32 protein-coding genes are annotated in these 26,332 nt (G+C 33.1%); 24 read left to right on the top strand and 8 right to left on the bottom strand.

The features are described from left to right. The 5 genes from CN514_RS19045 to CN514_RS19025 all read right to left on the bottom strand — a co-directional run. A partial coding sequence (locus tag CN514_RS19045; protein ID WP_098233950.1) for a nitrite/sulfite reductase occupies window positions 1-1,108 on the bottom strand: 1,108 nt, incomplete at its 3' end. An 11-nt stretch (window positions 1,109-1,119) separates the two neighbouring features. Then, entirely contained in the window at window positions 1,120-1,716 is a 597-nt protein-coding gene (gene cysC, locus CN514_RS19040) for an adenylyl-sulfate kinase (RefSeq protein WP_098233949.1), read from the bottom strand. A gap of 12 nt (window positions 1,717-1,728) precedes the next feature. Further along, on the bottom strand, window positions 1,729-2,880 hold the full coding sequence (gene sat, locus CN514_RS19035; protein WP_098233948.1) for a sulfate adenylyltransferase: 1,152 nt from the start codon (window positions 2,878-2,880) through the stop codon (window positions 1,729-1,731). A gap of 79 nt (window positions 2,881-2,959) precedes the next feature. Beyond that, window positions 2,960-3,661 carry a phosphoadenylyl-sulfate reductase gene (locus CN514_RS19030; protein ID WP_098233947.1) on the bottom strand — a complete coding sequence of 234 codons (702 nt, stop codon included), beginning with the start codon at window positions 3,659-3,661 and terminating at the stop codon, window positions 2,960-2,962. A 124-nt stretch (window positions 3,662-3,785) separates the two neighbouring features. Continuing rightward, a complete protein-coding gene (locus CN514_RS19025; protein ID WP_097978548.1) occupies window positions 3,786-3,929 on the bottom strand; it encodes a YezD family protein in 144 nt (47 codons plus the stop codon). Between the two features lie 340 nt (window positions 3,930-4,269). Between CN514_RS19025 and CN514_RS19020 the strand changes: the two genes are divergently transcribed. From CN514_RS19020 to CN514_RS19010, 3 genes are all read left to right on the top strand, one after another. Further along, window positions 4,270-4,695: a divergent PAP2 family protein gene (locus CN514_RS19020; RefSeq protein ID WP_286141756.1), complete on the top strand. Its 426-nt coding sequence runs from the start codon at window positions 4,270-4,272 to the stop codon at window positions 4,693-4,695. A 252-nt stretch (window positions 4,696-4,947) separates the two neighbouring features. After that, complete coding sequence (locus CN514_RS19015; protein ID WP_098233946.1) at window positions 4,948-7,179, top strand: MMPL family transporter; 2,232 nt, start codon at window positions 4,948-4,950, stop codon at window positions 7,177-7,179. 163 nt (window positions 7,180-7,342) lie between these two features. Continuing rightward, window positions 7,343-7,978, top strand: a complete 636-nt coding sequence (locus tag CN514_RS19010; protein WP_098233945.1) for a peptidylprolyl isomerase — start codon at window positions 7,343-7,345, stop codon at window positions 7,976-7,978. 90 nt (window positions 7,979-8,068) lie between these two features. On the opposite strand, the gene CN514_RS19005 is transcribed toward CN514_RS19010, so the two are convergent. Beyond that, the gene (locus CN514_RS19005; protein ID WP_084006937.1) at window positions 8,069-8,392 is read right to left on the bottom strand and encodes a rhodanese-like domain-containing protein; all 324 of its coding nucleotides are present in this window, start codon (window positions 8,390-8,392) and stop codon (window positions 8,069-8,071) included. A 175-nt stretch (window positions 8,393-8,567) separates the two neighbouring features. On the opposite strand from CN514_RS19005, the gene CN514_RS19000 reads away from it, so the two are divergent. From CN514_RS19000 to mntR, 3 genes are all read left to right on the top strand, one after another. Further along, window positions 8,568-9,401, top strand: a complete 834-nt coding sequence (locus tag CN514_RS19000; RefSeq protein WP_098233944.1) for a lipoate--protein ligase family protein — start codon at window positions 8,568-8,570, stop codon at window positions 9,399-9,401. 380 nt (window positions 9,402-9,781) lie between these two features. Further along, a complete protein-coding gene (gene splB, locus CN514_RS18995) occupies window positions 9,782-10,807 on the top strand; it encodes a spore photoproduct lyase (RefSeq protein WP_098233943.1) in 1,026 nt (341 codons plus the stop codon). A gap of 181 nt (window positions 10,808-10,988) precedes the next feature. Then, window positions 10,989-11,426, top strand: coding sequence for a transcriptional regulator MntR (gene mntR, locus CN514_RS18990; RefSeq protein WP_097978553.1), 438 nt, complete (start codon window positions 10,989-10,991; stop codon window positions 11,424-11,426). Between the two features lie 90 nt (window positions 11,427-11,516). On the opposite strand, the gene CN514_RS18985 is transcribed toward mntR, so the two are convergent. Then, window positions 11,517-11,912, bottom strand: coding sequence for an SA1362 family protein (locus tag CN514_RS18985; RefSeq protein ID WP_098233942.1), 396 nt, complete (start codon window positions 11,910-11,912; stop codon window positions 11,517-11,519). 110 nt (window positions 11,913-12,022) lie between these two features. Next, entirely contained in the window at window positions 12,023-12,952 is a 930-nt protein-coding gene (locus CN514_RS18980) for a DUF1385 domain-containing protein (RefSeq protein ID WP_098233941.1), read from the bottom strand. Window positions 12,953-13,158: 206 nt separating this feature from the next. Between CN514_RS18980 and CN514_RS18975 the strand changes: the two genes are divergently transcribed. The 18 genes from CN514_RS18975 (at window position 13,159) to CN514_RS18890 (ending at window position 26,220) form a co-directional block, all read left to right on the top strand. Next, window positions 13,159-13,761, top strand: coding sequence for a YqhR family membrane protein (locus CN514_RS18975; RefSeq protein ID WP_098233940.1), 603 nt, complete (start codon window positions 13,159-13,161; stop codon window positions 13,759-13,761). An 89-nt stretch (window positions 13,762-13,850) separates the two neighbouring features. Further along, a complete protein-coding gene (gene aroQ / locus CN514_RS18970) occupies window positions 13,851-14,309 on the top strand; it encodes a type II 3-dehydroquinate dehydratase (RefSeq protein ID WP_098233939.1) in 459 nt (152 codons plus the stop codon). Continuing rightward, the gene (locus tag CN514_RS18965; RefSeq protein ID WP_098233938.1) at window positions 14,296-15,357 is read left to right on the top strand and encodes a M24 family metallopeptidase; all 1,062 of its coding nucleotides are present in this window, start codon (window positions 14,296-14,298) and stop codon (window positions 15,355-15,357) included. Before aroQ ends, CN514_RS18965 begins: the two co-directional genes overlap by 14 nt. Before the next feature lie 149 nt (window positions 15,358-15,506). After that, window positions 15,507-16,070, top strand: a complete 564-nt coding sequence (efp, locus tag CN514_RS18960; protein WP_098233937.1) for an elongation factor P — start codon at window positions 15,507-15,509, stop codon at window positions 16,068-16,070. Window positions 16,071-16,151: 81 nt separating this feature from the next. Further along, on the top strand, window positions 16,152-16,640 hold the full coding sequence (locus CN514_RS18955) for a DUF456 domain-containing protein (RefSeq protein ID WP_097978559.1): 489 nt from the start codon (window positions 16,152-16,154) through the stop codon (window positions 16,638-16,640). A 589-nt stretch (window positions 16,641-17,229) separates the two neighbouring features. Then, a complete protein-coding gene (locus CN514_RS18950) occupies window positions 17,230-17,511 on the top strand; it encodes a YqhV family protein (RefSeq protein WP_025672203.1) in 282 nt (93 codons plus the stop codon). A 16-nt stretch (window positions 17,512-17,527) separates the two neighbouring features. Continuing rightward, window positions 17,528-18,448 carry a stage III sporulation protein AA gene (spoIIIAA, locus tag CN514_RS18945; RefSeq protein ID WP_097978560.1) on the top strand — a complete coding sequence of 307 codons (921 nt, stop codon included), beginning with the start codon at window positions 17,528-17,530 and terminating at the stop codon, window positions 18,446-18,448. Next, entirely contained in the window at window positions 18,449-18,961 is a 513-nt protein-coding gene (gene spoIIIAB, locus CN514_RS18940) for a stage III sporulation protein SpoIIIAB (protein ID WP_098233936.1), read from the top strand. It begins immediately after the preceding gene. Between the two features lie 12 nt (window positions 18,962-18,973). Further along, window positions 18,974-19,177: a stage III sporulation protein AC gene (gene spoIIIAC / locus CN514_RS18935; RefSeq protein ID WP_088072847.1), complete on the top strand. Its 204-nt coding sequence runs from the start codon at window positions 18,974-18,976 to the stop codon at window positions 19,175-19,177. Window positions 19,178-19,203: 26 nt separating this feature from the next. Next, window positions 19,204-19,593 (top strand): stage III sporulation protein AD, encoded by a 390-nt coding sequence (spoIIIAD, locus tag CN514_RS18930; protein WP_098233951.1) that lies wholly within the window; start codon window positions 19,204-19,206, stop codon window positions 19,591-19,593. 21 nt (window positions 19,594-19,614) lie between these two features. Beyond that, window positions 19,615-20,784, top strand: a complete 1,170-nt coding sequence (spoIIIAE, locus tag CN514_RS18925; protein WP_098233935.1) for a stage III sporulation protein AE — start codon at window positions 19,615-19,617, stop codon at window positions 20,782-20,784. Window positions 20,785-20,792: 8 nt separating this feature from the next. After that, window positions 20,793-21,410, top strand: coding sequence for a stage III sporulation protein AF (spoIIIAF, locus tag CN514_RS18920; protein ID WP_098233934.1), 618 nt, complete (start codon window positions 20,793-20,795; stop codon window positions 21,408-21,410). A gap of 6 nt (window positions 21,411-21,416) precedes the next feature. Beyond that, window positions 21,417-22,109, top strand: coding sequence for a stage III sporulation protein AG (gene spoIIIAG / locus CN514_RS18915; protein WP_098233933.1), 693 nt, complete (start codon window positions 21,417-21,419; stop codon window positions 22,107-22,109). Between the two features lie 21 nt (window positions 22,110-22,130). Then, window positions 22,131-22,727: a SpoIIIAH-like family protein gene (locus CN514_RS18910; RefSeq protein ID WP_098233932.1), complete on the top strand. Its 597-nt coding sequence runs from the start codon at window positions 22,131-22,133 to the stop codon at window positions 22,725-22,727. 453 nt (window positions 22,728-23,180) lie between these two features. Then, window positions 23,181-23,666 (top strand): acetyl-CoA carboxylase biotin carboxyl carrier protein, encoded by a 486-nt coding sequence (gene accB, locus CN514_RS18905; RefSeq protein WP_097978565.1) that lies wholly within the window; start codon window positions 23,181-23,183, stop codon window positions 23,664-23,666. 42 nt (window positions 23,667-23,708) lie between these two features. Continuing rightward, window positions 23,709-25,058 carry an acetyl-CoA carboxylase biotin carboxylase subunit gene (gene accC / locus CN514_RS18900; protein WP_098233931.1) on the top strand — a complete coding sequence of 450 codons (1,350 nt, stop codon included), beginning with the start codon at window positions 23,709-23,711 and terminating at the stop codon, window positions 25,056-25,058. Window positions 25,059-25,073: 15 nt separating this feature from the next. Then, window positions 25,074-25,472, top strand: coding sequence for an Asp23/Gls24 family envelope stress response protein (locus CN514_RS18895; protein WP_056475162.1), 399 nt, complete (start codon window positions 25,074-25,076; stop codon window positions 25,470-25,472). 181 nt (window positions 25,473-25,653) lie between these two features. Beyond that, complete coding sequence (locus CN514_RS18890) at window positions 25,654-26,220, top strand: GNAT family N-acetyltransferase (RefSeq protein ID WP_098233930.1); 567 nt, start codon at window positions 25,654-25,656, stop codon at window positions 26,218-26,220. Window positions 26,221-26,332: the final 112 nt, after the last annotated feature.

Raw genomic sequence — 26,332 nt, 5'->3', positions numbered from 1 at the left:
CAATATTTTCAGTTGGAATATTTGGCAAAATTAAATTTTGTGAATTACAATTACGTATTTCACCATTACCGTATTTTTTAACAATTCTAGCTAACTCAAATACTTCCTTAGAATGCAATCTTCCAACAGGTATACTTAATCCAACATAATTTAGTCCTTCTTGCTTTTGTGAATGAACGCCATAAAAATATCCTGCATTCCATGACTCTTCAAAGCCTGTTCCTTTTGTTAATAGTTTACCTGTATATCCTTCTAAAACTTCTTTAAACTTTTCAACGCCCCAATCAGCGACTAAAAACTTTAAACGAGAGTGATGACGTTTCTCACGGTAGCCATAATCTCTAAAGATTGTAGTAACGGCGATTGCAACTTCCTTCACTTGATGTGGTAACAAGAAAACATCTAGTTCTTGAGCTAAATGTGGAGCGGAAGATAGACCACCACCAACTTTTAAATGGAAACCAGAAGTTTCTTTGCCGTCAATTTCTTTAATCGCCGGAATAAATGAAATGCAGTTAATTTCTGCATTAGATGCATTATTTTTATTTGTACTGATCGACATTTTATATTTTCTAGGTAGATTGGAGAACTCTTCATTAAACTGAAAGAATTCATAAACTTCCTTTACGATCGGTGTAGTATCAAATAATTCATTTGGATCGATTCCTGCAAGTGGATTACCAACGATATTACGTGTAATATCGCCACATGCACCAGCACTAGATAGACCAACTTTTTCTAAACGAGTGAAAATATCTGGTATTTGATCAATAGTTAACCAATGAAATTGGATTGCTTGACGGGTAGTAATATCATACACATCTCGACCATAATCACGAGCGATTTCTGCTAATGTTATAAGCTGTTCATGTGTTAATATGCCGGACGGAACATTAACTCGCATCATAAAATATCCGGCTTCTTTTGGTTTTTGTAAATAGCATCCAGCCCACTTGAATAAATCCCATTGATCTTTTGGGATGGATTCAAACCCATTTTCAGCATAGTAGGGGATGTCATCATAAATTTTAAGTCCATCCTTAACGAGTTTCTTTTTTTCAGTTTCATTTAGCTTTAGATTGTCTTTCCAAATTTTTTCAAATGCCATCGAACATCACCTTACCCAATATAATTTTTACTCTTTAAAAATTGAAGTATTGTTTCAACACATTCTTGTACAGATTGCCTATCAGTATTTAATGTAATTTCTGGATTTATTGGTGCCTCATACGGAGAGCTGATACCTGTAAAGTTTTGAATTTCACCATTTTTTGCTTTTTTATAAAGTCCTTTCGGATCCCTACTCTCACAAGTTTCAACGGAGCATTCTACGTAAACTTCAATAAACTCGTCTTGCTCGACTAATGACCGAACGATATTTCGATCAGCAATAAAAGGGGAGATAAAAGCCGTCAAGACAATTTGCCCGTTATCAACAAAAAGTTTTGCTACTTCACCAATTCGTCTTATGTTTTCAGTTCTGTCAAAATCAGTGAAACCTAGATCTTTGTTTAAGCCGTGACGAATATTATCACCATCTAATACGTATTGTTGAACATTAAGATGGTATAAAGCTTTTGCAATCTCGTTAGCAATCGTCGATTTACCTGAAGCAGATAAACCAGTAAACCATAAAATACAGCTGTGGTGATTGTTTTTTTGTCGGCGATCTTCTTTTGAAATACTAGACTGATGCCAAACGATATTTTTAGACATTTAACTTTTCTCCTATTCTACAGAAATTGATTCAGGTTCTTTTAAACCTTCAATTAGTACTTCAACAACTTCTTTTCTACTAAAAGCAGAAGGAGGAAGATCACCTTTTTTTAGCATTTCACGAACCTTCGTACCTGATAATGTTACGTGATGCTCGCTACCATGCGGGCATGTTTTATTTGATGCCATATTCTCGCACTTTGTGCAATAGAAACTATTTTCAAAGAATAGGAGAGAGATTCCTAATTCATCTTGTGAAAACTTTTGAAATATTTTTTGTGCATCATAAGTTCCGTAATAATTGCCAACGCCAGCATGATCACGCCCAACAATAAAATGTGTGCAGCCATAATTTTTTCTAACAATCGAATGGAACACAGCTTCTCTTGGTCCCGCATATCGCATAGCGGCAGGGAATACGGCTAAAAATACTCGATCTGTAGGATAATAGTTTTGAAGTAAGACTTTATAGCTTTTCATTCGGACTTCTGCAGGAATATCGTCCGATTTTGTCTCTCCAACTAATGGGTTTAAGAACAAACCATCTACAATTTCAAGTGCGGTTTTCTGAATATATTCATGGGCACGATGAACTGGATTACGAGTTTGAAACCCGACTATTTTCTTCCAATTTAATGATGCAAATTTTTCTCTCGTTTCTTTTGGACTTAAATAATGTTCAGTAAATTGAGTACGATTAATTTGTCTAATAACAGTTACTTCGCCGCCTAAATAAACATCACCACGGGAATACATTTTTGCTACTCCAGGGTGGTTTGTATCAGTAGTACCATAAACAAACTGTGCCTCAAGTAATTTGTTAGGTGTATAAATATCATCAATCTTTAACAAGCCATACACATTATGTTCAAAAGTTAGTTTAACAAGTTCACCTAGTTTTAGATTACTAGCTATTTGTCCACTCACAGGAAGTGTAATTGGAATACTCCATACAGTTCCGTCTTTTAATCGCATTGTGCTTACGACTTGCTCATAATCATCCTTTCCTAAATAACCAGTTAGGGGACTATAAGCTCCATTTCCAATTAACTCTAGATCACTTAACGCAATTAAATCTAAAGGAATTTCCTTCAAACCATCCTTCACAGTAACTTCTGGATTAAATCGATTAATTAAGACTCCGCCATGTGGGGGTAAACTCATTTCTAAACACTCCTTAAATTTTCCTATTTTAATAGTTAGTAAGAATAAACTTTCATTTTTTAGCATCTAATATTGACAACTAATCATGTAATCCACATTCAGTTTTTTGTGAACCAGACCAACGACCAGATCGGCTATCTGAAGAATTTGAAGCCGGTAAAGTACATACCTCGCAACCAATACTTGGGTACCCTATATCGTGTAATGGATTGTATGGGAGATTTTTGTAATATACATATCGCCAAACTTCCTTCCAAGTCCAATGGATTAAGGGACAAATTTTAATTGAAATGAACTTATTATCTAGATTAAGAAATTCTGTTTTTTGTCTTGAAGGAGATTGTTCCCTTCTTAAGCCTGACACCCAGGCTGGAGCACCTTTTAGAGCTTCTTGAAGTGGTAAGATTTTGCGAATATTACAGCACTTATTTGGTTCACGTTTCCATAACTCATCTCCATGAATACTAGCTTGCTCTTCTAAAGTTAGACTTGGTGTCTTCTTTTCTATTTGTAAGCTTGGATATTTAGCTTGCACGCGGTCTATTAATTCATAAGTTTCCTTGAAATGTAGGCCGGTCTCTAAGAAAACAACCTTTGCATCAGGTTTTACTTTTGAAATTAAATCAATTAATAAGATTCCCTCAACTCCAAAGCTACAAGCATAAACTAGATCATCACCATAGGTTTTGTAAGCCCATTCGAGTACTTCAAGTGCACCTTTTGTTTCATTATCAATCGAAAAATCAGGAATACTTTTCTCGTTCCAATTTTCAAATCTCATTTTCTTTTCCTCCAATTGACTTTAAGAAGCCAAGTTATCCTAAAAAGAAAAGGCAGCTCAAATCTACATTTTTCATACGTAGACTTGAGCTGCCTCTAGTTTTTCTAGTCAGCAGGAACCCTATTTACTTTAATCGGATTTTTTCTTGTTTTTCTACTTGAATAATTCTCCCATCTTGAACGACTAATGTGATTGTTCCAAATCTTAAACCATTAAGTAATGATTCCACGACCTCAATGATGGGTGTTAAGTCGTTGGTTTGGCTCATGAGCTTCCTCCTAGAATTTAATTACAACTAAGTCTATCAGAATTATATGGATTGTCAATTTCAAAAATGATAATTTATTAAAAATTTAAATATTTCCTAATCTTGTATTATGTGATTGAAGTTCTCCAATATATGTCAAATATTAAATAAAAATAATAAGTAAAAAACATTAGGATAAATAATTCATTGAACTAATAATATTGGTACAAAAGTAAAAATCTGTTTAGCATTTTAATATTTAACAAAAATTATTTTGTTCTTATAAGCTATTAATGAATATACAATTATTTAAGAAAGATAATAATGGAATAACAATTAGTTACACCTAAAGGAGGTCTTTTTGACGATTCTTCATAATGAGCCATTAATTTCAGCTATTATAGCGTGGTTTATTGCGCAGTTTTTAAAGGTCATAATCCATTTATTTAAAGAAAAAGAATTTGATCTATCTAAGTTTTTTGCTTCTGGTGGTATGCCAAGTTCACATTCCTCAACCGTTACTGGATTAGCATTAAGTGTTGGATTAACAGAAGGTTTTGGAAATGTTACTTTCGCAATCTCAGCAATTTTTGCGACGATTATTATGTACGATGCTTCAGGTGTAAGATTGGCTGTTAGTAAACATGCAAAGCTATTAAATGATTTTTTTCATGGAAGAATTAAAAATTATAAAGCACTAAATGAACTAGTAGGTCATACTTCATATGAAGTTGTTGTTGGAGCATTAATTGGAATCATCATTGCAATCATAGTTTCAAAATTTTAACGCTCATAATATAAATCAATTGATTTATATTATGGGCGTTTTTTTACATATTAAGAATAGAGCAATTGGCATCGAGGTAGTTCATTCGACAGGTTGCCATTTTTAGGAAGTATAATTAGCCCTTGTCTTCGCCTTAAGACTTCAATCGAAGAGTTTTCTTTTTATTTTTTCTGACTCAAAATATAAATCAATAGGCGAAATTACATCAGTTTGATAAGATATTGGTAGGATATGTAAATAAGGAGTGGAAGAATGAAAAGTACAGTAAGTGAAAATAGTGCTTGGAAAAAGGTGGGTCGATCGATTTATCAATTCCGGTATATTGTTATTGCAATTTTAGCAATTTTTTCAATCATTCTAGGTATTTATTCGAAGCATTTACCTGGCATTTTAGATGGAGATGGTTTTAGGACACCTGGAGAATATGAAAAAGCTAAGAACATACTAGAAAAAGAATTTGAACAATCGCCAGATTCACTCATCATTATTCTCGAGCGGAAAAAAGGTGCCTCTAACGCCGAATTCCAATCTGATATTGAACGGATTGTGAAGGAAGTTCAAAAGGAAAAGAATGTAAAACAATTTCATCACCCACTAATAAATCCGGGTATGAAAAAAGATAATATTGCCTACTTATCTCTATTGTACAATGAGAAGGATCACGATAAGCTTGTTGATCTAAACAATAAATTTGCAAAAAAAGTAGAGTCTTTTTCAAATGATACTGTAAAGGTAGGGACAACTGGATTTACAATTATTAGTGATGTAATGAATAAAACTAGTCAAGAAGACTTAAAGAAAGCAGAAATGATCGGTGTACCGATTGCGTTTATCGTCCTATTTTTTGCATTTGGAAGTTTAGTTGCATCTGCGATTCCAATTATAATCGGTATGATAAGTATTTTAAGTACATTTGGAATTTTATTCTTTATAGGTAAGCATGTTGATTTATCAATCTTTGTCTTAAATGTTGCACCGATGATTGGCTTAGCATTATCAATCGATTTTGCCTTATTATTCGTAAGCCGTTATAAGACTGAATTACAGAATCATTCATCAGTGAAAGAAGCAATTAGTATAACGTTTGCAACTGCAGGTAGAGCGATTATTTTTTCTGGTATATGTGTATTTATTGGATTATCAGCTCTGTACTTCATAAATATTGATCTTTTTAGAAGTGTTGCAATAAGTGGTGCAGTTGTTGTATTAGTTAGTTTATTTTTATCATTAACTCTATTACCAGCAGTACTTTCAGCTCTTGGTAAAAATATTAATAAGGGTACGTTAAAATCGATTGCGAATCGAAGCCAAGACCAACAACAAGCAGTTTGGAGAAAATTTGCAAATTTCGTTATGAAAAGACCAATCATCATGGCACTAACATCATTAATCATTTTAGGTCTTTTCGTCATTCCAATTAGGGATGTGCACTTAAATATCCCTACAATTGATGCATTACCAAAGGATGCAGCGTCGAGAATTAATTATGAAAAATATCAAAAAGCTTTTCTTCCGGAAGCCCAAAAACATGGAACAGTCTCAATAATACTAGAATCTAATACGGACTTTTTAAAGCAAAATAATGTAAATGCATTAGATAAAATACAGAAAAAGCTTGAAGATGACAAAAATGTTTATGAAGTTAAAAGTGTGTTGAATGCAGTTAATTTAAACGCTCAGCAATTATTACCTGCTTTAAAATCTCCAAACGCATCAAAAATTCAGCCTGCCATTGATGCCTATATTAAAAAGAATAAAACTTATATTCAAGTTTTCTTGAATTCTGATCCAAAATCAGAAAAAGGGAAGCAATGGGTAAGAGATTTTGAAGATAAATATAATGGGAAAATTGAAGGGCTTGATTATACTGTCGGTGGTCAAGTGAAATTTGAACAAGAATTATTTGATGAAATTACAGATAATATTGTATACGGTTTACTTGTAATTATGGTTAGTACTTTTATCATATTAATGATTGCATTTAGGTCCATTATCATTCCAATCAAAGCGATCTTAATGAATGTTTTATCTTTAAGTGCAACGTTTGGAATTATTACTTGGTTATTCCAAGGTGGTAATTTTGGCTTACCACAATCTGATATTATGTTGATTTTGCCAGTGTTTGTTTTTGGATTAGTTTTCGGTTTAAGTATGGACTATGAAGTATTTTTAATGTCGAGAATGCAAGAGCTATACTATGAATCAGGAGATAATACTTATTCAACAAGAGAAGGGTTAGTATCGACGAGCCGTATTATCACATCAGCGGCATCCATTATGATTGTTATTACAGGGGCATTTGCTTTTACGGATATGGTACCTGTTAAACAGATGGGAATAGGGATTGCTATAGCCATTTTCTTGGATGCTACAATCGTTCGTTTAGTTTTAGTTCCTAGCTTAATGCAGTTATTTGGAAAATGGAATTGGTGGTTTCCATTTGCAAAAAATAAAATCGATGAACCATCTAAACGAGTTGGATAAATCAATTAAAGAAAACTGTTATTCATTTCATTTTTGAGTAGTAGTTTTTTATTATTTATGTGAAATAATTCGGTCTGTGCAAAAATTCCCAATTTTTCGAAACTATAGAAAATACATGGTCAAATTTGGTAAACTAAAAAATGAAAGAGGGGGAGAAGGAAAAATGTTAAAAAGATCGATTAGGGCAATTTTAATAAGCTGTCTAGTATTAACAATCAGCTTATTAGCAGCATGTGGAAACAATAATGAAAAATCTGCAAATGGTAAAAAACATGGGAAATTACCAATTGCAACAATAAAGGTAAAGGATTACGGTGTCATTAAAGCTGAATTATATCCTAATATTGCACCAAATACAGTAGATAATTTTATTTCACTAGCAAACAAAGGATTTTATAATGGATTAACATTCCATCGAGTTGTTAGAGATTTCGTAATTCAAGGTGGCGACCCTGAGGGAACTGGTGGCGGTGGGCCAGGATATGCAATTGATGGAGAATTTACATCAAACGGGTTTAAAAATAATTTAAAACATTCAACAGGTGTACTATCTATGGCACGAACTGGTGATCCAAATAGTGCTGGAAGTCAATTTTTCATTATGGCAAACGATACACCTGACCTTGATGGGCAATATGCTTCATTTGGTAAAGTGACAGAAGGCATCGATATTGTTAAGAAAATTGACGCAGTTGAAGTAGATTCAATGGAAAAACCTGTTACTCCAGTAATCATCGAGTCCATAAAAGTCGATACAAAAGGCGAGAAATACGCTAAACCAAAAACTCATAAAGAATAAAATCGTTCAGAGCTTGGTTTTAATGCCTTCTACAATAATCGAAAAAAACTACTTCACAAAAATGAAGTAGTTTTTTCATTATTAAATGGATTATAAACCTTTTTTAATTTTACCAGACCAAAGTTTGTAGCCACCTTTAAGTTGGTAAAGTTCTGTTACACCTTGTTTACGTAAAATACGTGCAGCTTGTCCAGGACGAACGCCCATTTGATCATATAAATATACTGCCTGATCTTTACGAATTTCTTTTGAACGCGTTTTTAATTGTGCGAACGGAATATTTCGAGCACCTAATATATGGCCGTTCTTAAAATCTTCTTGATCACGTAAGTCAATTAGCTGAGCTTTACGGTAGCCAGCACGAAATTCTTCCTCAGTTAACGTTTTAATTAAACGTTTTTGGTAGAAATACATAACTGTTGAGTATACAATGATACCTAGTACGACAAAAATTATTGGTAAAAACTGACTCAAATTTTTCAACACCTTTCAATTACCTACTTATCTTATTATAATTCTCTAGTAGGATTGTGCAAGAAACTTTCATTAAAAAAGTAAAAATTAATCGAAAAATGAGGAGATTTTCAACATGACAAAGACAAAGTGGTATTTTATTAATAGCGGAGTAAAATCAGGTAGCTATAATATGGCTCTTGATGAATGCTTAATCAAGTGGCAAAGTGAAGAAGGTTTTCTTCCAACACTGCGTTTCTATGAATGGGAAAATCCTACTGTAACAATCGGATATTTCCAAAAAAACCAAGAAATAAGTTTAGAAGCATTAAAAAAATACAATGGTGATTTTGTAAGACGCCAAACTGGTGGAAGAAGCGTACTTCATCACGATGAATTAACTTATAGCGTAATTGTACCAGAAAGCTACCCGAATATGCCTGTATCTGTTACAGAAGCATATCGAGTGATTTCAATGGGTATTTTAGAAGGGTACAAGCTACTTGGTTTAGATGCTTCTTTTTCTGTACCAAAAACTGCTGAAGAAAAAAATGAATTAAAAAACCCAGCAAGTGCCGTTTGCTTTGATGCGCCATCATGGTATGAAGTTGTTGTAAATGATAAAAAAATTGCTGGAAGTGCACAAACGAGACAAAAGGGCTCAATTCTTCAGCACGGTTCAATTCCTTTAAATATTGATGTAGATATGTTATATGACTTATATATTTTCTCTTCAGACGCTGTGAGAGAGAGAATGAAAAAACGATTCTTAGATCGTGCAACTTGGATCAACGCAGAAAGTACTACTCCTAAAACAATGGCTGACCTTTATAAAGCATTTGAAAAAGGCTTCGAAATTGGCTTAGATATCGAGTTAGTGCCTTATGAATTAACAGAGGCACAAGAGAAGGAAGTACAGGATTTAGCTGCTACTAAATATGGTACTGAGGAATGGAATTTACGTAAGTAGTATTTTATTGAAAGCCTTTTTGGCTTTCTTTTTTTTGCTTTGGGTTTTGGGGGAGAAATGCGAATAAATTAGAAGTGCAAATAAAAGAATGAGGTGGGAATGCAAATAAATTGGGTATCCCAGCGAGGGTTAAGTATATAATGAACGCAAAAATTTAATGGAACCCCAAAAATGTAGTGTAATCCCATAAAAAGTTAATAATAAATCGATCCGATTTTTTTAAAAATTGCAGATGAGGCAATAAATACCCTCAATCCGTTCAATTTTAGGCATCAACTAAAAAATAAAGGAGCATCACAAGAGAACTTCCTACCTTTTCCACTGTTTTAATTCATATCGGGGTTAATACTAAACAAAAAAGTGGAGAGGGAGTAGAGTATATGAAACCTTTTATACCAAAGCTTGTTTATTTCGAGCCCCAAGCTTTAGAGTATCCGTTAGGGAAGGAATTAAAGGAGAAATTTGAGCAGATGGGTTTAGAAATTAGAGAAACAACATCTCATAATCAAATTCGTAATTTACCTGGTGAAAATGATGTGGAAAAATACAGGATCGCTAAGTCTACTTTAGTGGTTGGGTTGCGTAAGACTTTAAAGTTTGAAACATCTAAACCTTCAGCGGAATATGCAATTCCTCTTGCTACAGGCTGTATGGGGCATTGTCATTATTGCTACTTACAAACAACGCTTGGTTCCAAGCCCTATATTCGGGTATATGTAAATTTAGAAAATATTTTTGAGCAAGCCCAGAAATATATAAAGGAACGCGAGCCGGAGATTACAAGGTTTGAAGCTGCGTGTACTTCTGATATAGTTGGCATAGATTATTTAACACATTCGCTTAAGAAAACGATTGAATTTATTGGTGAAACAGAATACGGTCGTTTACGATTTGTAACGAAATTTCCACATGTAGATCATTTACTTGATGCAAAACATAATGGAAAAACAACATTCAGATTCAGTATAAATTCTAGGTATGTTATCAAAAACTTCGAACCTGGAACTGGTTCATTTGATGAGAGAATAGAAGCCGCGAAAAAAGTTGCATATGCAGGATATCCATTTGGGTTTATTGTTGCACCGATTTATATGCATGAAGAATGGGAAGAGGGCTATGAGGAGCTTTTTATTCGATTAAAGGATGCATTAGGTGATTTGGCAAACGAGAAGATGACATTTGAGCTTATACAACATCGGTTTACTAAGCCTGCCAAAAAAGTGATTTTAGAGAGGTATCCTAATACTAAACTTGAAATGGATGAAGAGAAAAGGAAATATAAATGGGGCAAATATGGAATTGGAAAATATCTTTATCAAAAAGAAGAGGCTGCTTCAATTGAAGAGACCATTTCGGGTTATATAAAAAAGTATTTTCCTAATGGTGAAATTCAATATTTTACATAATGAAGTGTATCTATTTTATAGGTACACTCTTATTATTTCTATCATACACTTATACAGAATGAAGATCTATTATCATTTAAATGTGTTCATGTTAATTGCACTTTTGGTTTATGTGTTGTATCATTTTATTGATGCTTATTGTAACGGAATAAAGTTTGAATGAGCGTATTGGAGGAAGAACATGCCCACACCTAGTATGGAAGATTATATTGAACAAATTTACCTTTTAATTGAAGATAAAGGGTATGCTCGTGTATCTGATATTGCTGAAGCATTATCAGTACACCCATCGTCAGTAACCAAAATGGTGCAAAAACTAGATAAAGACGATTACTTAATTTATGAAAAATATAGAGGGTTAATCCTAACCGAAAAAGGTAAAAAAATGGGAAAAAAACTTGTCTATCGCCATGTATTACTTGAGCAATTCTTAAGAATTATTGGTGTGGATGAAAACTTAATTTATCAAGATGTTGAAGGAATGGAACATCATATGAGTTGGGAAGCGATTGATCGAATAGGAGAACTTGTACAATTCTTTGAAGAAGATAAAAATCGAATTGAAGCATTAAAATATATTCAAAAATCGAATGAAGAGCAATCGAATTCAAAAAAATAAAAAGACTGTGTTTCGAAATAGAGCACAGTCTTTTACTTTCAAATTAATAGACTCAGATTGATTGAATTGTCCAAAAAAGAAAGACCGTGCTTAGTAGGAAGCACGGTCTTTCTTTTTGCCCTTTTCACCCTCAATCACAGTTAAGTGACTTGCATCCTTTGATCGTTTTTTTAACAAAGGGGTGGAGGTACTTTTTCTTGAAGTGGGCTTTGATTTGTTAATCGATTTTTTAAACGAGCTAGATTTTTGAGTGTTATATTTTTTTATAGTTTGTTTTGCAGCCTTACGATAGGAGTCTTGATGGCTTCTTTGACTGTTTGCTGATGAAAAAACTCTATAAATAAAATAAATAATTAAAAGGATTAATCCAATAAACAAAAATCGTTGTAATAATTTTGCTGGATCGTTTATCAACTGAGAAATTAAGCCAAAAAGTGCTAATGCTATTATTCCATAAAATATTGATGTGTACACTTTTTGATTCACTTTAAGCACCTCCTATGGTGAAGAGTAAATAATGTATTAGAAAAATATTGTTTCTTATAGTTTATTACATTTTATCCAATAAGTTGATATTTTTTATAAAATTCTGTCAATTAAATCTTGTTATTTTTTTCCACTTCTAAAAGTCGGTTAAATGAAGCGATTGAAACTTCAACTTGATCATCAGTTGGTTCTTTAGTTGTTAATAATTGAAGCCATAATCCTGGGTAACCTACCCATCTTAATATAGGAATATTTCGAACTTTATTTGTTAATTGAAGAACTTCGAACGAAACACCTATAACGACTGGAATTAATAAAAGTCGATCGACAATCCTTAGCCATAGCGGGCTTGTTGGAACTAAGAAGTATATGAACATACCAACAATTACAGTAAATAGGATAAAGCTACTTCCACAACGATAATGAAGTCGAGATTGTGATTGGACTCCTTCAATCGTTAAAGGAATATTGTTTTCATACGCATTAATCACTTTATGCTCGGCACCGTGATACATAAACACTCTTTTTATAAATGGAGTCAATGAAACTAAGTAAATATAAATTAATAAAAAACCTAGTTTTAAGATACTTTCTATTACGACTTGTTGAAAGTCGGTTTCAAATATTGGTTTCAGTGTTGCTGCTAGTAGTACTGGTACAAGTGTAAAAATAACTTTTCCAACTAAAAATGATAAAACGGCTAGTAATGAAAGCCCAAGATAAGTTGCAAGCGTACCTTTTTGTTTTTCACGCTCAATTGCAATTTTCTCATCATCTTTTGGATCAATTCCGTATCTTTCAGTTGAGTAATTTAAATGCTTGGATCCATTAATACTTGCTTGTATAATCGCGACTACACCACGGACTAATGGAATTTTCTTTAATTTTTGCATTGTCCGATTTATATGTATCGGTTCTTCATAATATTGAATTTCTTCATTTGTCCTGCGGATAGCAGAGACTGTATGTGTTTTGCCACCAAACATTACGCCCTCTACGATTGCTTGACCCCCATAAACTGCTTTATTTTTCTCTCTCATGTTGCACCAACCTAAACTTGTTTTTTATCTATTACTATCTATTGTAAATGTAAGCATAATAATGGTGCAAGTAAGAAGTAGGAAAATCCAAATAATAATCATAATATTTTTAATTTTCTAATAAAAAATCAGAATCACATTAAAAATTTCTTTCTTGGACATAATACTCAGAGATATTTAGCAATGTATGGAAAGGGAAATGTTAAATGCAGGAAAAAGATAAAGAAAAAGAAAAAAAGCAAGGTCAGGATCAAGAACAAGAAAATAATCAAAACCAAGATGAAAATCTAAATCAGAGTAAAAGTCAAAATGAATACCTAGTCCAAGGTGGCGATGGTGATTCGAAAGGAAATAAGAACTTTAATAAGATTGTAAGTATTGGGTTTTTTGGTGGCATATTTTGGTCTTCTGTTTTGTTAGTTCTTAGTTATTTTGACTTTACTCAAATTGGTCCAAACTTTGTTTTAGAAAGAATCAAACTTGGAAAATGGGCAAATGGTTATGTTGAAAACTTAATTTCTATAGTTGGTATAGGCATTATTTCAATCATTATTGCATTTATATTTTATTTTATCGGTAGAAAATTTAACGGAGTTCTGCCAGGTATATTTTTTGGATTACTCCTGTGGGTTATTGTTTTTATTCTTCTTGGTAAAATAGCATTCGATTTAAAAGCAATTAAGGATTACTCGTCTGATACAACAGTTACTACAATCTGTTTATTCATTTTATACGGAACTTTTATTGCATATTCTGTTTCTTTTGCATTTCAAGAGCAAAAGGCATATTTGCGTGGCTATTCAAAATAGTCTGGCCTATGATAAAATAAACCTTGGGTATTCCAAGATATGTGTATTTGGGATAAATATGCAAAAAATGATGGGTGGAGACTTTTAAAATGGCTAAGTTTTTATTATTGAATGGACCTAATCTAAATATGCTCGGTCAGAGAGAAGTTTCTATCTATGGTTCAACTACATTAAAGGATATTGAGGATCATTTATCATCGCTTGCACATGAAGATGGGGATAAGATTGATTGCTTTCAATCGAATCATGAAGGTGAATTAATCGATCAACTGCATGCGGCAAATAATGTCTATGATGGGATTCTGTTTAATCCTGGCGCATTTACTCATTACAGTTATGCAATTCGTGATGCAATTGCAAGTATTACCGTACCAACTATTGAAGTACACATTTCAAATATACATAAAAGAGAAGAGTTCCGACATACTTCAGTTTTAGCTGCAGTAACTGTAGGGCAAATCGTTGGTTTAGGTGTGTATGGATATGACTTAGGTTTAAGTGCGTTAAAAAAGATTAGTAAGGGAGAGAAAGACAATGGAAAAAATTAAAAAGTTACGTGAAGCTTTAGTAGAAAAAGGATTAGACGCATTATTAGTTACTAGTACATACAACAGACGTTACATGACGAACTTCACAGGTTCTGCTGGTGTTGCATTAATTACTCAGGACAAAGCTTTATTCATTACTGATTTCCGCTATATTGAACAAGCTACTAGCCAATGTGAAGGTTATGAGATTGTTAAACATGAAGGCTCAATTCCAGCTGAAGTTGCAGCTTTAACAGAGAAATTTGGCGTAGCAAAACTTGGATTCGAACAAGATCATGTTACGTTTACAGAATTTGGTTCTTACCGCAAAGTGGTAAAACCAGAATTAGTTCCTGTTAGTGGATTAATTGAAAAATTACGCTTAATTAAAACGGATGCAGAGATTTCAATCATTAAGGAAGCTGCTAAAATTGCAGAATCTGCTTTTGATCATATATTAGGATTTATCCGTCCAGGTGTTACTGAACTAGAAGTATCGAATGAGTTAGAATTTTTTATGCGTAAATTAGGTGCTACTTCATCATCATTTGACACAATCGTTGCTTCTGGTACTCGTTCTGCTCTTCCGCACGGTGTAGCATCAGAAAAAGTAATTGAAACTGGTGATTTTGTAACATTAGATTTTGGTGCATACTATAAAGGTTATGTTTCAGATATGACGAGAACAGTTTCTGTTGGTGAGCCTCATTCTGATTTGAAGAAAATTTACGAAATCGTTCTTGAAGCTCAATTACGTGGTGTTAACGGAATTAAAGCAGGGATTACTGGTAAAGAAGCTGATGCTTTAACTCGTGATTATATTACGGAAAAAGGTTATGGAGAATATTACGGACATGGAACTGGCCATGGTATTGGTTTAGAAGTACATGAGGGACCTGGCGTATCATTCCGTTCTGATACAGTATTAGAGCCAAATATGATCGTAACTTGTGAACCAGGTATTTATATTCCAAATCTAGGTGGAGTTCGCATAGAAGATGATTTAATCGTTAAAACTGGTGGTAACGAAAACTTAATGTCTTCACCAAAAAATCTAATCATTTTATAAGTTTTCATTTGATTAGAAAATAGAACTACACAAAAAGCGTAATTTACTTTATGATATAAAGTTGTAAAAGAAATTCATGGTAAGAGAAATGGTTCTTTTTTACACTATACAAACTTATAGAACCATTTCATTTTTTAGGAGGATATTTAATGATTTCAGTAAACGATTTTCGTACAGGTTTAACAATTGAAACTGACGGTGGACTTTGGCAAGTAATGGATTTCCAACACGTTAAACCGGGTAAAGGTGCTGCATTCGTACGTTCAAAACTTCGTAACCTACGTACAGGTGCTGTACAAGAAAAAACATTCCGTGCTGGTGAAAAAGTAGCAAAAGCACATATTCAAAACCGTAAAATGCAATATTTATATGCTAATGGTAACCAACATGTATTCATGGACAATGAGTCTTATGAGCAAATTGAATTACCAGAAGCAAATATTGAACGTGAATTAAAATTCCTTAAAGAAAATATGGAAGTTTATATCATGACTTTTGAAAGTGAAATTTTAGGTGTTGAATTACCAAACACAGTTGATCTAAAAGTAGTTGAAACTGAACCAGGTATTAAAGGTGATACTGCTTCTAACGTTACAAAACCAGCTACGATGGAAACTGGATTAGTTGTACAAGTACCAATCTTCATTAATGAAGGTGAAGTATTAATTATTAACACAACTGAAGCTAGCTACGTTTCACGTTCAAAAGCTTAATTAAATGTAAAAATGGAGGCACTTATTTAAAGAGTGTCTCTTTTTTCTTATTAACAAATTTAACTAAGTAAGGGTGATTAAATGGTTACATCAATTGTTCTTTGGACATTGATTATCATTTGTTTTGCATTGGCGTTTATTGCGTTAATCAAACCAATAATTCCAGGTGTACCAGTATTATGGGTAGGCTTTTTAATTTATTACTTTGGTATAAATAAAACTAATTTAAACATATCGTTTTGGATTATTATGCTGATTTTTACTGCTGTTATTTTTCTAGCAGATATTCTGGCTAATAAATATTTTCTTAAAAAATACGGCAGTACAAAAACTGGTGAAAGAGTAGGTTGTTTAGCTGTAATCGTTGGATCGTTTGTTTTTCCTCCCTTTGGCTTAATTATTGTCCCATTCATATCTGTTTTTATTGCTGAGAAATTACAAGGGAAGAATACGAAAGAATCAATAAAATCTGCATGGGCGACAGTTGTCTCTTTTATTAGTAGCTCATTAGCAAAAGCGGTATTGCAAGTTATTATGGTAATAATCTTTTTTGTTTATATTATATTTTAATTTATTTGAGAATTGCATAACGAAGTAAGGTCTACTATAAAGAAAGAATAGTCATGTTAATTTCATTTTTTAGCTTTAATAGTAACTCATGAACCCTTTGTGAGTAAGTAAAATTCAAGAACCAGCGATAATAGTAACTCATGAACTCTTTATGAGTAAGTAAAATTCAAGATTCTGCGATTATAGTAACTCATGAACCGCTTATGAGTAAGTAAAATTCAAGATTCTGCGATAATAGTAACTCATGAACCCTTTATGAGTAAGTAAGATTCAAGATTTTGCGTTAATAGTAACCCATGAACTCTTTATGAGTAAGTAAAATTCAAGATTCTGCGATAATAGTAACTCATGAACCCTTTATGAGTAAGTAATTTTCAGGATCCTGCTTTTTAACTTACTTATGGGCATGTCGTGAGTAAGTTATTTCATTTTTACTTTTTTAGATACATATCAACCATTCATAAGCAAGTCTAAAGAGAGAAGTTATACGACTTCTCTCTTTTTTGTGCCTTCGAGTTAATGTTTGTCTTCTGAAATGGACATGTTCAGCATATTAGTAATAAAAAAGAATGAAAAAAGGTGTGTAGCTATGAAGGATTGGATTGATTCAATGGATCGAGCTGTTCTAAGTATGGGAATGCTTAGAGTTTTTGGTGGAAGTGTAGAATTGATTGCTGCTTTTACAATTTTGTATTTAAACGACATTAAGAAAGCATTGGCAGTAAATAGTGTTTTGGCTACTGTCGGACCTATTATTCTCATTTCAACAATGGCTATTGGAATTATAGGGGTTGCATCTAAATTGGACCCTATTCGATTAGTTTTAGTAGTTTGTGGTGTGTTTTTAATATTGTTGGCAGTTTTTAAATGATAGGATGTGACCTTATATGGAAGAGGTTTTCAACGTATTGCCTACATTAATTAAAGAAAAGTTACAGCGTTCATATGGAGACTTACATCAAGTCGAGGAATTAAGGTTAAGAATCGGGCGTCCAGTTGAAGTGATTTCCAATAATCAGTCAAATTTTATACCTTATATCCTAACAGAAGAAGAAGGCGGGCAAATTCTTGGGAAGTTAAGTCAATTTTCAATTTATACGATTGAGGAAGAATTGAAAAAAGGCTATATCACAATTAAAGGTGGGCATCGAGTCGGGTTAGCTGGTCGCGTTGTAACCGAAAATGGAATGGTTAAAATGATTCGAGATATTAGTTCTTATAATTTTCGGATTGCAAAAGAAAAAGTAGGAATAGCTAGTCCATTTGTAAAGTATGTTTATGAAGGAAGATGGAAAAACACTATGCTAATTGGCCCCCCACAAGCAGGGAAAACAACATTACTTAGGGATTTTGCTAGGGTGGTGAGTCAAGGTGATGCCATAAGGGGAATAAGGCCTGGGAAGGTTGGCATTGTTGACGAACGATCTGAGATAGCAGGTTCAGTTAAAGGGGTACCTCAATATACATTTGGGGAAAGAATCGATGTATTAGATGCATGTCCAAAGGCAGAAGGAATGATGATGCTTGTAAGGTCGATGAGTCCTCATGTCATTCTTGTAGACGAAATTGGAAAAAAGGAAGACGTTGATGCAATTTTAGAAGCAATCTTTGCCGGTGTTCAATTAATAGTAACCGTCCATGGCTATTCACTTGAGGAAATAAGAAAACGCCCTTCTCTTTTGCCTTTGTTTCAAAATGGGACATTTGAACGATTTATTGAAATTTCAAATTTTCCGTCACCTGGTACTGTAACGGATATTAAAAATAAAGATTTCACTAGTTTATTTCATCCGAGGGCGGTGCTTTAGATGAGGTGGATTGGAGCACTCATTATCATTTTTTCAACAAGCTGGCTTGGATTTTATTTTGCCGGTCGATTATCAGAACGAACAAAAGAATTAAGGGGCTGGAAGTTGGCTCTCCAATCTCTTGAGGCAGAGGTAATGTATAGTCAATTGCCACTGCAAGAAGCGTTTAGAAGAATTTCGAGTCAATTGAAAGGACCGATTAATAGTTGCTTAAAGGATTTTGCAATTCAACTTGAAACGAATGCATTATCAGCGAAAGAAGCCTGGGAAAATTCATTAATGAAATATGCAAAAACTGTCTCGATTAAAGAGTCTGACATACAAGTGTTATTACAATTTGGTGAGACGATTGGTATGCATGATAAATATTCACAACAAAAACAAATCATTTTAGCCTTAAAACATTTGGAAAGAGAAGAGCAAGAAGCGATCGATTCGCAGGGCAGTTATGAACGAATGTCTAAAATGCTGGGCGTTTTAAGTGGAATATTAATCGTTATATTACTCTTGTAGGAGGAATTTAAATTGATTACAAATTATGCATTGATGTTTCAAATAGCTGGGATTGGAGTAATTGCTGCAATTATCCATGCGGTCTTAAAGAAAGCCGGACAGGAAGAGTTTGCTACTTGGACGATTATAACTGCATTCATTATCGTATTTCTTCAAGTGATCACTAAAGCTGGTGATCTATTTAATAAAGTTAGGGATGTATTTCTATTTCATTAGATTAGGGGTGAGAGTCTTTGGAAATCATCCAAATTGTTGGCATTGGTTTAGCTGCGACATTTGTCATTCTTCTATTAAATCAATTTAAAATGAATAATTTTACTTTAGCAATAACTGTTTTTATAAGCTGTGTTTTATTTTTATTTTTATTAGATAAGGTGCAATTCTTATTAGATCAAATTCAAAAGCTAGCAAATCAAGCGAGTATTAAAAATGTGTATGTTGAAACTTTACTAAAAATAATTGGGATCGCATACATAGCTGAATTTGGAGTTCAAATTACGAAAGATGCAGGCCAAGGGGCAATTGCTTCCAAGATTGAATTAGGGGGGAAAGTACTCATTTTGGTTCTTGCAGTACCGATTTTAACAGCTTTAATTGAAACAATTTTAAGTATTTTACCAAAAATTTCTTAGATGTAAGGAAAGGAGGACATTATGTCAAAAAGGATGAAAGTTTTTCTTCTTTTCTTTACTCTCTTTTTTTTAGTACCAAGAATTGTACAAGCTGCTCCTCCACCTGCTGAGATAGTAAATGAACAAATACAAAAGTTAGGAATCGATGAAGTTCAACAATATTGGGATGAAGTTGTCCATCAATATGGTGGTTTTTTACCAGAAAGTCAAAAAGGGGACTTCATCCAATTTATAAAGGGAGAAAAGAAATTTTCATTGCAAGAATGGTTTATTGCATTTGCTAAATATATATTTTTTGAGTTATTAAGTAATGGAAAAATATTAGGGATCTTAATTATGTTAGTTATCTTTAGCTCTTTACTCCAATCATTACAAAATGCATTTGAGAAGAGTACGGTCAGTAAGATTGCTGATAATGTGGTTTTTCTAGTATTAGTAGTATTTGCATTAAATAGTTTCTATGTTGCCACGCAGGCCACCCAAGATGCAATTACAGTCATGATTGATTTTTTACGAGCACTAATACCTATTTTACTAGCTTTAATTGCGACATCAGGTGGTGTTATATCTGTTGGCGTTTTCCATCCAATCTTAATTTTTTTAATGCATACAAGTGGATTACTAGTCACGTATTTTGTACTACCTTTAATTCTTGTATCTACAATTTTAAGTATTGTAAGCATTATAAATGATGAGTTAAAGGTGACAAAACTAGCTTCATTAATAAGAAATGTTGCTGTAGGTGTACTAGGAATCTTTTTAACTATTTTTTTAGGGGTATTAAGTGTACAAGGTTTGACGACTGCAGTTTCGGATGGGGTAGCAGTAAAAACAGCTAAATTTGTAACAAGTAATTTTGTTCCGGTTGTTGGTAAAGTTTTTGCAGACGTTACAGATACAGTTATTAGTGCGTCTTTATTATTAAAAAATACAGTTGGGATTGTAGGTTTAGTTACTTTATTAGCAATTGTTGTATTCCCAGCTATTAAAATATTAGTTTTAGCTTTGATTTATAAATTCTCAGCGGCGATTTTACAACCAGTTGGAAGTAAAAATATCATTAGCACGATTGATACGATCGGAAAAAGTGTAACTTATTTATTTGTTTGTTTATCAATTGTTTCATTAATGTTTTTCTTAAGTATGACTTTAATAATAGCGGCAGGAAACATTGTCGTCATGTTTAGGTAGGTGAAAAAATGGAATTCTTTATACACTGGGTTTCAAATATTATCGTCTATATTTTAGTTGCAACCGTCATAATGATGTTAATTCCAAATACCGGCTTAGCAAAATATGTACGATTTGTAGCCAGTCTATTATTAATTGTCATGATGCTCCAACCAATATTTCAATTATTCAGAGTAAATATAAAAGAAGTGCTAGCTGGATACCAATCCAAAACGTATGAAGCAAATGGCGAAATAAAAAATGAAATAAATAATAAGAAAAATGAAATACAAGAAGCAGAACGTGCATATATATTAAAACAAATGGCTGTCCAAATGAAAAAGGACGTTGAAAAAAGCTTTGCAAAGGAATTTGAACAGGTCATTACAAATGTGGATTTACAAGTAAAAGATGGAGTTAATACAGTCAAAACAGCCCAGGATCTTTCTAAAGTAATTGTTTATGTTGGTCCTAAAAAAGATGAGACAAGCAATGTAGAACCTGTTCAAGAAGTATCAATTAATACCGATCAGCCAGTTCAGACAGACGATGAAAAAATTAAACAACAAGAGTTACAAACTTTTTTAGCAAATAAATGGGAGCTTGAGGACAAGCAAATCGAAGTCAAGATGGAAGGAGGGGAGTAATGACAAATGAAGAAAAAGATTTCACCAATAAAATTAGCAGACTTTCTAAAAGGAAATGGCGATGACAAAACCTCTTCTGACAAAGAAAAAAGTCCATTTAAACTGACGAGAAAATATGTACTAGCTCTACTGGGACTCGGGGTTTGTTGGATGATTGCAAGCAGTCTATTTGCTAATACAAATCAAAAAACGAATTCAATGCTTTCACCTATTTCCACAGAAACGAGTGGAACACCAAAAAATAATGAACAAGCTGTTGAGACTCTTGGCAGTGGTGGTGGAAAATCCTCATCGAACAAAATAGAAGAAATTGAAAAAAAATACGAGCAGCAGCTTACTGACACATTAAATAATATGGCTGGTGTAAGTAATGTAAAAGTAGAAGTAAATCTTGAAGGTAGTGAAAAGAAAGTTTACCAAACAAATAAAACAAATCGCACCCAAGAAACTGATGAAACAGATAAACAAGGTGGAACACGAAATATTGACGATCAATCTCAAGAAGAGCAAGTTGTTATTATTGATAACGGAGATAAACAAGAACCAGTTATAGTCGAGACTGAAATGCCAAGGATTAGAGGCGTTCTAATTGTAGCCAAAGGTGCACAAAACCTAGAAATTAAACAAATGATTAGAGAAGCTGTTACACGATTACTTGATGTACCAAGCTATCGTGTCTCTGTACAACCAAAAAAATAAGAGGAAGAAGGTAAAAGTTAAATGAAAAAACAAACAATTTGGTTATTAACAATGTTAAGTTTAGTAGTTGTATTATCAGTTTATTACGTAACGACACCTGATAATTTAAAAACAACAAGTTTTATGAACATGAATAATAGCACAAATACAGATTCATTAGACTCAACTCCTAAAGATACTAAGAAAACGGATTCTAAAACAGATACGTCTAAACAAAACTCAGATACTACTAAACAAAACGATAAAGAAACAGCTTCCAAAGAAAATTCTACTAGTGAAGTATTCTTAAAACAACGTATGGAACAAGAAGATCAAAGAAGTCAATTAATTGATGAATATAAAGCTACTGTTGACTCAGCAACTGCATCAGCGCAAGAGAAGAGTGAAGCATTCACTAATATGAACGAACTTCAAAAATTAACTGCATTAGAATCAGATGTTGAATCTATGATTAAAGAAGCTGGTTATAAAGATGCACTAGTTCGTTCTGACAAAGATGAAGTAAAAGTAGATGTAACATCTGCAAAACCAAGCAGAAAAGCAGCGAATGACATCATCCAAATGACAAGAAGTGTCTTAGGTGAAAAATTAGTAGTTGTAAAATTCCAAGTTAAATAATTTGTTGAACAAAGCCAGTAGAAGCCATTCTACTGGCTATCATTTTGTATAAAAGCAGTTGTCAGTTTGACCAATTTTTCAACCTGGAATGGAAATCGACTAAGTACCAATTAGAAGAACATTGTGTATGTAATAGCCAATATAAAAGGCTGTCCATTGTTTAGATCACTTGTTGCCAGTGGGATTAAACTACTAGCTCTTCATTTTTTTTAATAACCTTATAAATAATTTATATGAATTTTAGGATTATTCCTAATTCCTATACACTTTTACGTCTTTGGTTTTCCCTGTTATAATAGTTTATATTGAATTATTTTTGGTAAGGAATAATATTATAAATATTCCTTGTAAAATAGTTAAAAATAATTAGGAATTACTTTGGTTAAAATAATTTGTTGAAAAGTTTAGTATTAGGTTATAAGATTAGACTATATGTCTTAAGGGGTGAACAGAATGAAAATTCATGAAATTAGAGAATTAATTAAGTTAATCGATCAATCAACAATAAATGAATTCGAATTTGAGGATAATGGTGCTATTGTTAAAATTAAAAAAGGTGGACAAACAACTGTTGTTACATCTGCTCCAGTTGTACACCAAGAGGTAGCTCCTGTTGTTACATCTGCTCCAGTTGCAACTTTAGAAAGACCAGTTGCTGCAGAAGTTGCTGCACCTGTAGTGGAAAAAGAAGATACAAGTAACTTACATAAAATTACATCACCGATGGTAGGTACTTTCTACGCATCTCCATCTCCTGATGCAAAAGAATACGTATCAATAGGTGATCGTATTAAAAACGATTCAATCGTTTGTATCGTTGAAGCAATGAAGCTTTTTAATGAAATCGAAGCTGAAATTGAAGGCGAAATCGTTGAAGTACTTGCTAAAAATGGTCAATTAGTAGAATATGGTCAACCATTATTCTTGGTAAAGGCCTAAGATCTACAAAATTAACAGTACTTTACTAGAGAAGGTGAAGAAATGAAAAAGGTTTTAATAGCGAATCGAGGAGAAATCGCCATTCGAATTATTAGAGCATGTAAAGAATTAAATATTGAAACAGTTGCTATTTACTCTGAAGGAGATAAAGAAGCATTACATGTTCAAATGGCAGATGAAGCTTATTGTGTCGGTCCTAAATTATCAAAAGATAGTTATTTAAATATGACTAATATCATTAGTATTGCAAAATTAACTGGCTGTGATGGAATCCATCCTGGTTATGGTTTCTTATCAGAAAATGCTAGTTTTGCAGAATTATGTACAGAGTGCAATGTGAAATTCATTGGACCAACGGCTGATTCTATTTCTAAAATGGGTACAAAAGACGTTGCGCGTGAAACAATGAAAGAAGCAGGAGTACCGGTAGTACCTGGTTCACAAGGTATTATTCAAAGTGTTGAAGATGGTAAAAAGATTGCTGCAGAAATCGGCTATCCAGTTATTATCAAAGCTACAGCTGGTGGCGGAGGTAAAGGGATCCGGGTAGCAAAAGATGAAACCGAACTTGAAAAAGGTATTCAAATTACTCAACAAGAAGCTCAAACAGCTTTTGGTAATCCAGGTGTATATCTTGAAAGATATATTACAGATTTTAGACATGTTGAAATTCAAGTTTTAGCAGATGAACATGGTAATACGATTCATCTTGGAGAACGTGATTGCACAATTCAACGTCGTCTTCAAAAATTAGTAGAAGAAGCTCCATCTCCTGTTTTAGACGAAGAAACTCGTCAAAAAATGGGTCAAGCAGCTGTTCGTGCAGCTGAAGCAGTAAATTACTGGGGTGCAGGTACTGTTGAGTTTATTTATGAACCACATACTAAAAACTTCTTCTTTATGGAGATGAACACACGTATTCAAGTTGAGCATCCTGTAACTGAATATATTTCTGGTATTGATCTTATTAAACAACAATTATTAATTGCTAAAGGTCATCCATTAAAAATAACTCAATCAGAAGTATCTTTAAAAGGATGGTCAATTGAGTGTCGTATTAATGCTGAAAATCCAGATAAGAACTTTATGCCGTCTCCTGGTAAAATCATTACGTATTTACCACCAGGTGGTCCGAATGTTCGTGTTGATTCTGCTGTATATAGCGGGTACACAATTCCGCCATATTATGATTCAATGATTGCGAAAGTTATCGTGCATGGCAAGACAAGAGAAGAAGCAATTGCTATAATGATAAGAGCACTTGAAGAATTTGTGGTAGAAGGAATTTACACAACAATTCCATTCCATTTAAATTTATTGCAAAATGAAATCTTCGTAAAAGGGAAGTATAATACTAAATTCCTTGAGGAGCATGCGCTTGTTAAAGGATAAAGTGGAGGGATCTGTATGAACGAAAATCAAATTTTGGAAATGGGTACTGCGACATTAGGTCGAGTAGAAATCGCACCTGAAGTAATCGAAGTAATTGCTGGTATTGCAGCTGCTGAAGTTGAAGGTGTTTCAAGCATGCGTGGAAACCTAGCATCTGGTATTTCTGAAATTATCGGTAAGAAATATCACGGTAAAGGTGTCCGAGTTGATTTATCAGAAGATCGAATTACAATCGATGTATACATTCTAGTTAAATTTGGTAAGTCAATCCCAACTGTAGCAGGTAATGTACAAGACAATATTCGTCAAGCATTATTAACGATGACAGGTCTTGAATTATCTGAAGTAAATGTTCACGTAGTAGGAGTTCAATTCGATACGAAACCTGAGCAAGAAGCTCCAATTGAACTTTAATCTTATAAAAAGAGTCTCTATCTAATAGAGGCTCTTTTTTTGTTTTGCTAGATAAGAAGTAAGGACAGTCTTTGCAATTCTTTCATTTTGGTGGATCCTTTGTCCGGTTCTTATGTAACTAATTAAATATTTTGAAATATGTTAAAATTCATTTATAAATAAAATAGAAAAAGGTGAAAATATGATCTTAAATTTGAGCACAAATCGAACAAACTTACGTGAATTTGTTGAAAGCGATTGGCAGCAAGTACATAAATATGCATCTCAATTAGTTGTATGTCAATTTCAGCCATGGGGTCCGAATACAGAGAATGAGACTAAGGAATACATTTATAACATACAAGAAGATATGAAACAAATAAATAGGACTAGATTTGCATTTGCAATAATAGAAAAGAAATCCGAGGAATTAATAGGATCAATCGAGTTTAATATTAGGGATGAAATTAATCAAATAGGTGAAATAGGGTATATAATTCATCCGAACTATTGGGGCATGGGTTTTGCAAGTGAAGCTACTAAAGAAGTAATTTCATTTGGATTTAAAAATTTTAAGCTTCATCGAATATTTGCGACATGTGATGTTAGAAATATTGCTTCAGCTAAAGTGCTTGAAAAATGCGGATTAAATTTGGAAGGTAAAATGCGTGAAGATCTATTATTAAGAGATGGCTGGAGAGACACTTATTTATACAGCATACTAGAACATGAATGGCTTGGGTGTCAGGATGGACAGGAAAGATCATAAAATCTGGTATTAGTTGGAAAGTTTTTTTATTTCTTAAAAACCTTTTGCACCCCTTTAAATCCCGCATTTTCTTAATCTATCTATTTGAATGTTCGTGTTTTGGTATATAAAT

It is taken from the genome of Bacillus sp. AFS001701, from assembly GCF_002559405.1.
In the GTDB taxonomy this organism is placed as follows: domain Bacteria; phylum Bacillota; class Bacilli; order Bacillales; family Bacillaceae_G; genus Gottfriedia.
Note: the sequence above shows the minus strand (reverse complement) of the source record. Positions and strands in the feature narration are given on the sequence as shown.

What these genes read in the sequence shown, in the direction of transcription:
- cysC (WP_098233949.1), bottom strand. Translation starts at nt 1,716, where the DNA reads ATGTCTAAAAATATCGTTTGGCATCAGTCTAGTATTTCAAAAGAAGAT.
- sat (WP_098233948.1), bottom strand. Translation starts at nt 2,880, where the DNA reads ATGAGTTTACCCCCACATGGCGGAGTCTTAATTAATCGATTTAATCCA.
- CN514_RS19030 (WP_098233947.1), bottom strand. Translation starts at nt 3,661, where the DNA reads ATGAGATTTGAAAATTGGAACGAGAAAAGTATTCCTGATTTTTCGATT.
- CN514_RS19025 (WP_097978548.1), bottom strand. Translation starts at nt 3,929, where the DNA reads ATGAGCCAAACCAACGACTTAACACCCATCATTGAGGTCGTGGAATCA.
- CN514_RS19015 (WP_098233946.1), top strand. Translation starts at nt 4,948, where the DNA reads ATGAAAAGTACAGTAAGTGAAAATAGTGCTTGGAAAAAGGTGGGTCGA.
- CN514_RS19010 (WP_098233945.1), top strand. Translation starts at nt 7,343, where the DNA reads ATGTTAAAAAGATCGATTAGGGCAATTTTAATAAGCTGTCTAGTATTA.
- CN514_RS19005 (WP_084006937.1), bottom strand. Translation starts at nt 8,392, where the DNA reads ATGTATTTCTACCAAAAACGTTTAATTAAAACGTTAACTGAGGAAGAA.
- CN514_RS19000 (WP_098233944.1), top strand. Translation starts at nt 8,568, where the DNA reads ATGACAAAGACAAAGTGGTATTTTATTAATAGCGGAGTAAAATCAGGT.
- splB (WP_098233943.1), top strand. Translation starts at nt 9,782, where the DNA reads ATGAAACCTTTTATACCAAAGCTTGTTTATTTCGAGCCCCAAGCTTTA.
- mntR (WP_097978553.1), top strand. Translation starts at nt 10,989, where the DNA reads ATGCCCACACCTAGTATGGAAGATTATATTGAACAAATTTACCTTTTA.
- CN514_RS18980 (WP_098233941.1), bottom strand. Translation starts at nt 12,952, where the DNA reads ATGAGAGAGAAAAATAAAGCAGTTTATGGGGGTCAAGCAATCGTAGAG.
- CN514_RS18975 (WP_098233940.1), top strand. Translation starts at nt 13,159, where the DNA reads ATGCAGGAAAAAGATAAAGAAAAAGAAAAAAAGCAAGGTCAGGATCAA.
- aroQ (WP_098233939.1), top strand. Translation starts at nt 13,851, where the DNA reads ATGGCTAAGTTTTTATTATTGAATGGACCTAATCTAAATATGCTCGGT.
- CN514_RS18965 (WP_098233938.1), top strand. Translation starts at nt 14,296, where the DNA reads ATGGAAAAAATTAAAAAGTTACGTGAAGCTTTAGTAGAAAAAGGATTA.
- efp (WP_098233937.1), top strand. Translation starts at nt 15,507, where the DNA reads ATGATTTCAGTAAACGATTTTCGTACAGGTTTAACAATTGAAACTGAC.
- CN514_RS18955 (WP_097978559.1), top strand. Translation starts at nt 16,152, where the DNA reads ATGGTTACATCAATTGTTCTTTGGACATTGATTATCATTTGTTTTGCA.
- CN514_RS18950 (WP_025672203.1), top strand. Translation starts at nt 17,230, where the DNA reads ATGAAGGATTGGATTGATTCAATGGATCGAGCTGTTCTAAGTATGGGA.
- spoIIIAA (WP_097978560.1), top strand. Translation starts at nt 17,528, where the DNA reads ATGGAAGAGGTTTTCAACGTATTGCCTACATTAATTAAAGAAAAGTTA.
- spoIIIAB (WP_098233936.1), top strand. Translation starts at nt 18,449, where the DNA reads ATGAGGTGGATTGGAGCACTCATTATCATTTTTTCAACAAGCTGGCTT.
- spoIIIAE (WP_098233935.1), top strand. Translation starts at nt 19,615, where the DNA reads ATGTCAAAAAGGATGAAAGTTTTTCTTCTTTTCTTTACTCTCTTTTTT.
- spoIIIAF (WP_098233934.1), top strand. Translation starts at nt 20,793, where the DNA reads ATGGAATTCTTTATACACTGGGTTTCAAATATTATCGTCTATATTTTA.
- spoIIIAG (WP_098233933.1), top strand. Translation starts at nt 21,417, where the DNA reads ATGAAGAAAAAGATTTCACCAATAAAATTAGCAGACTTTCTAAAAGGA.
- CN514_RS18910 (WP_098233932.1), top strand. Translation starts at nt 22,131, where the DNA reads ATGAAAAAACAAACAATTTGGTTATTAACAATGTTAAGTTTAGTAGTT.
- accB (WP_097978565.1), top strand. Translation starts at nt 23,181, where the DNA reads ATGAAAATTCATGAAATTAGAGAATTAATTAAGTTAATCGATCAATCA.
- accC (WP_098233931.1), top strand. Translation starts at nt 23,709, where the DNA reads ATGAAAAAGGTTTTAATAGCGAATCGAGGAGAAATCGCCATTCGAATT.
- CN514_RS18895 (WP_056475162.1), top strand. Translation starts at nt 25,074, where the DNA reads ATGAACGAAAATCAAATTTTGGAAATGGGTACTGCGACATTAGGTCGA.
- CN514_RS18890 (WP_098233930.1), top strand. Translation starts at nt 25,654, where the DNA reads ATGATCTTAAATTTGAGCACAAATCGAACAAACTTACGTGAATTTGTT.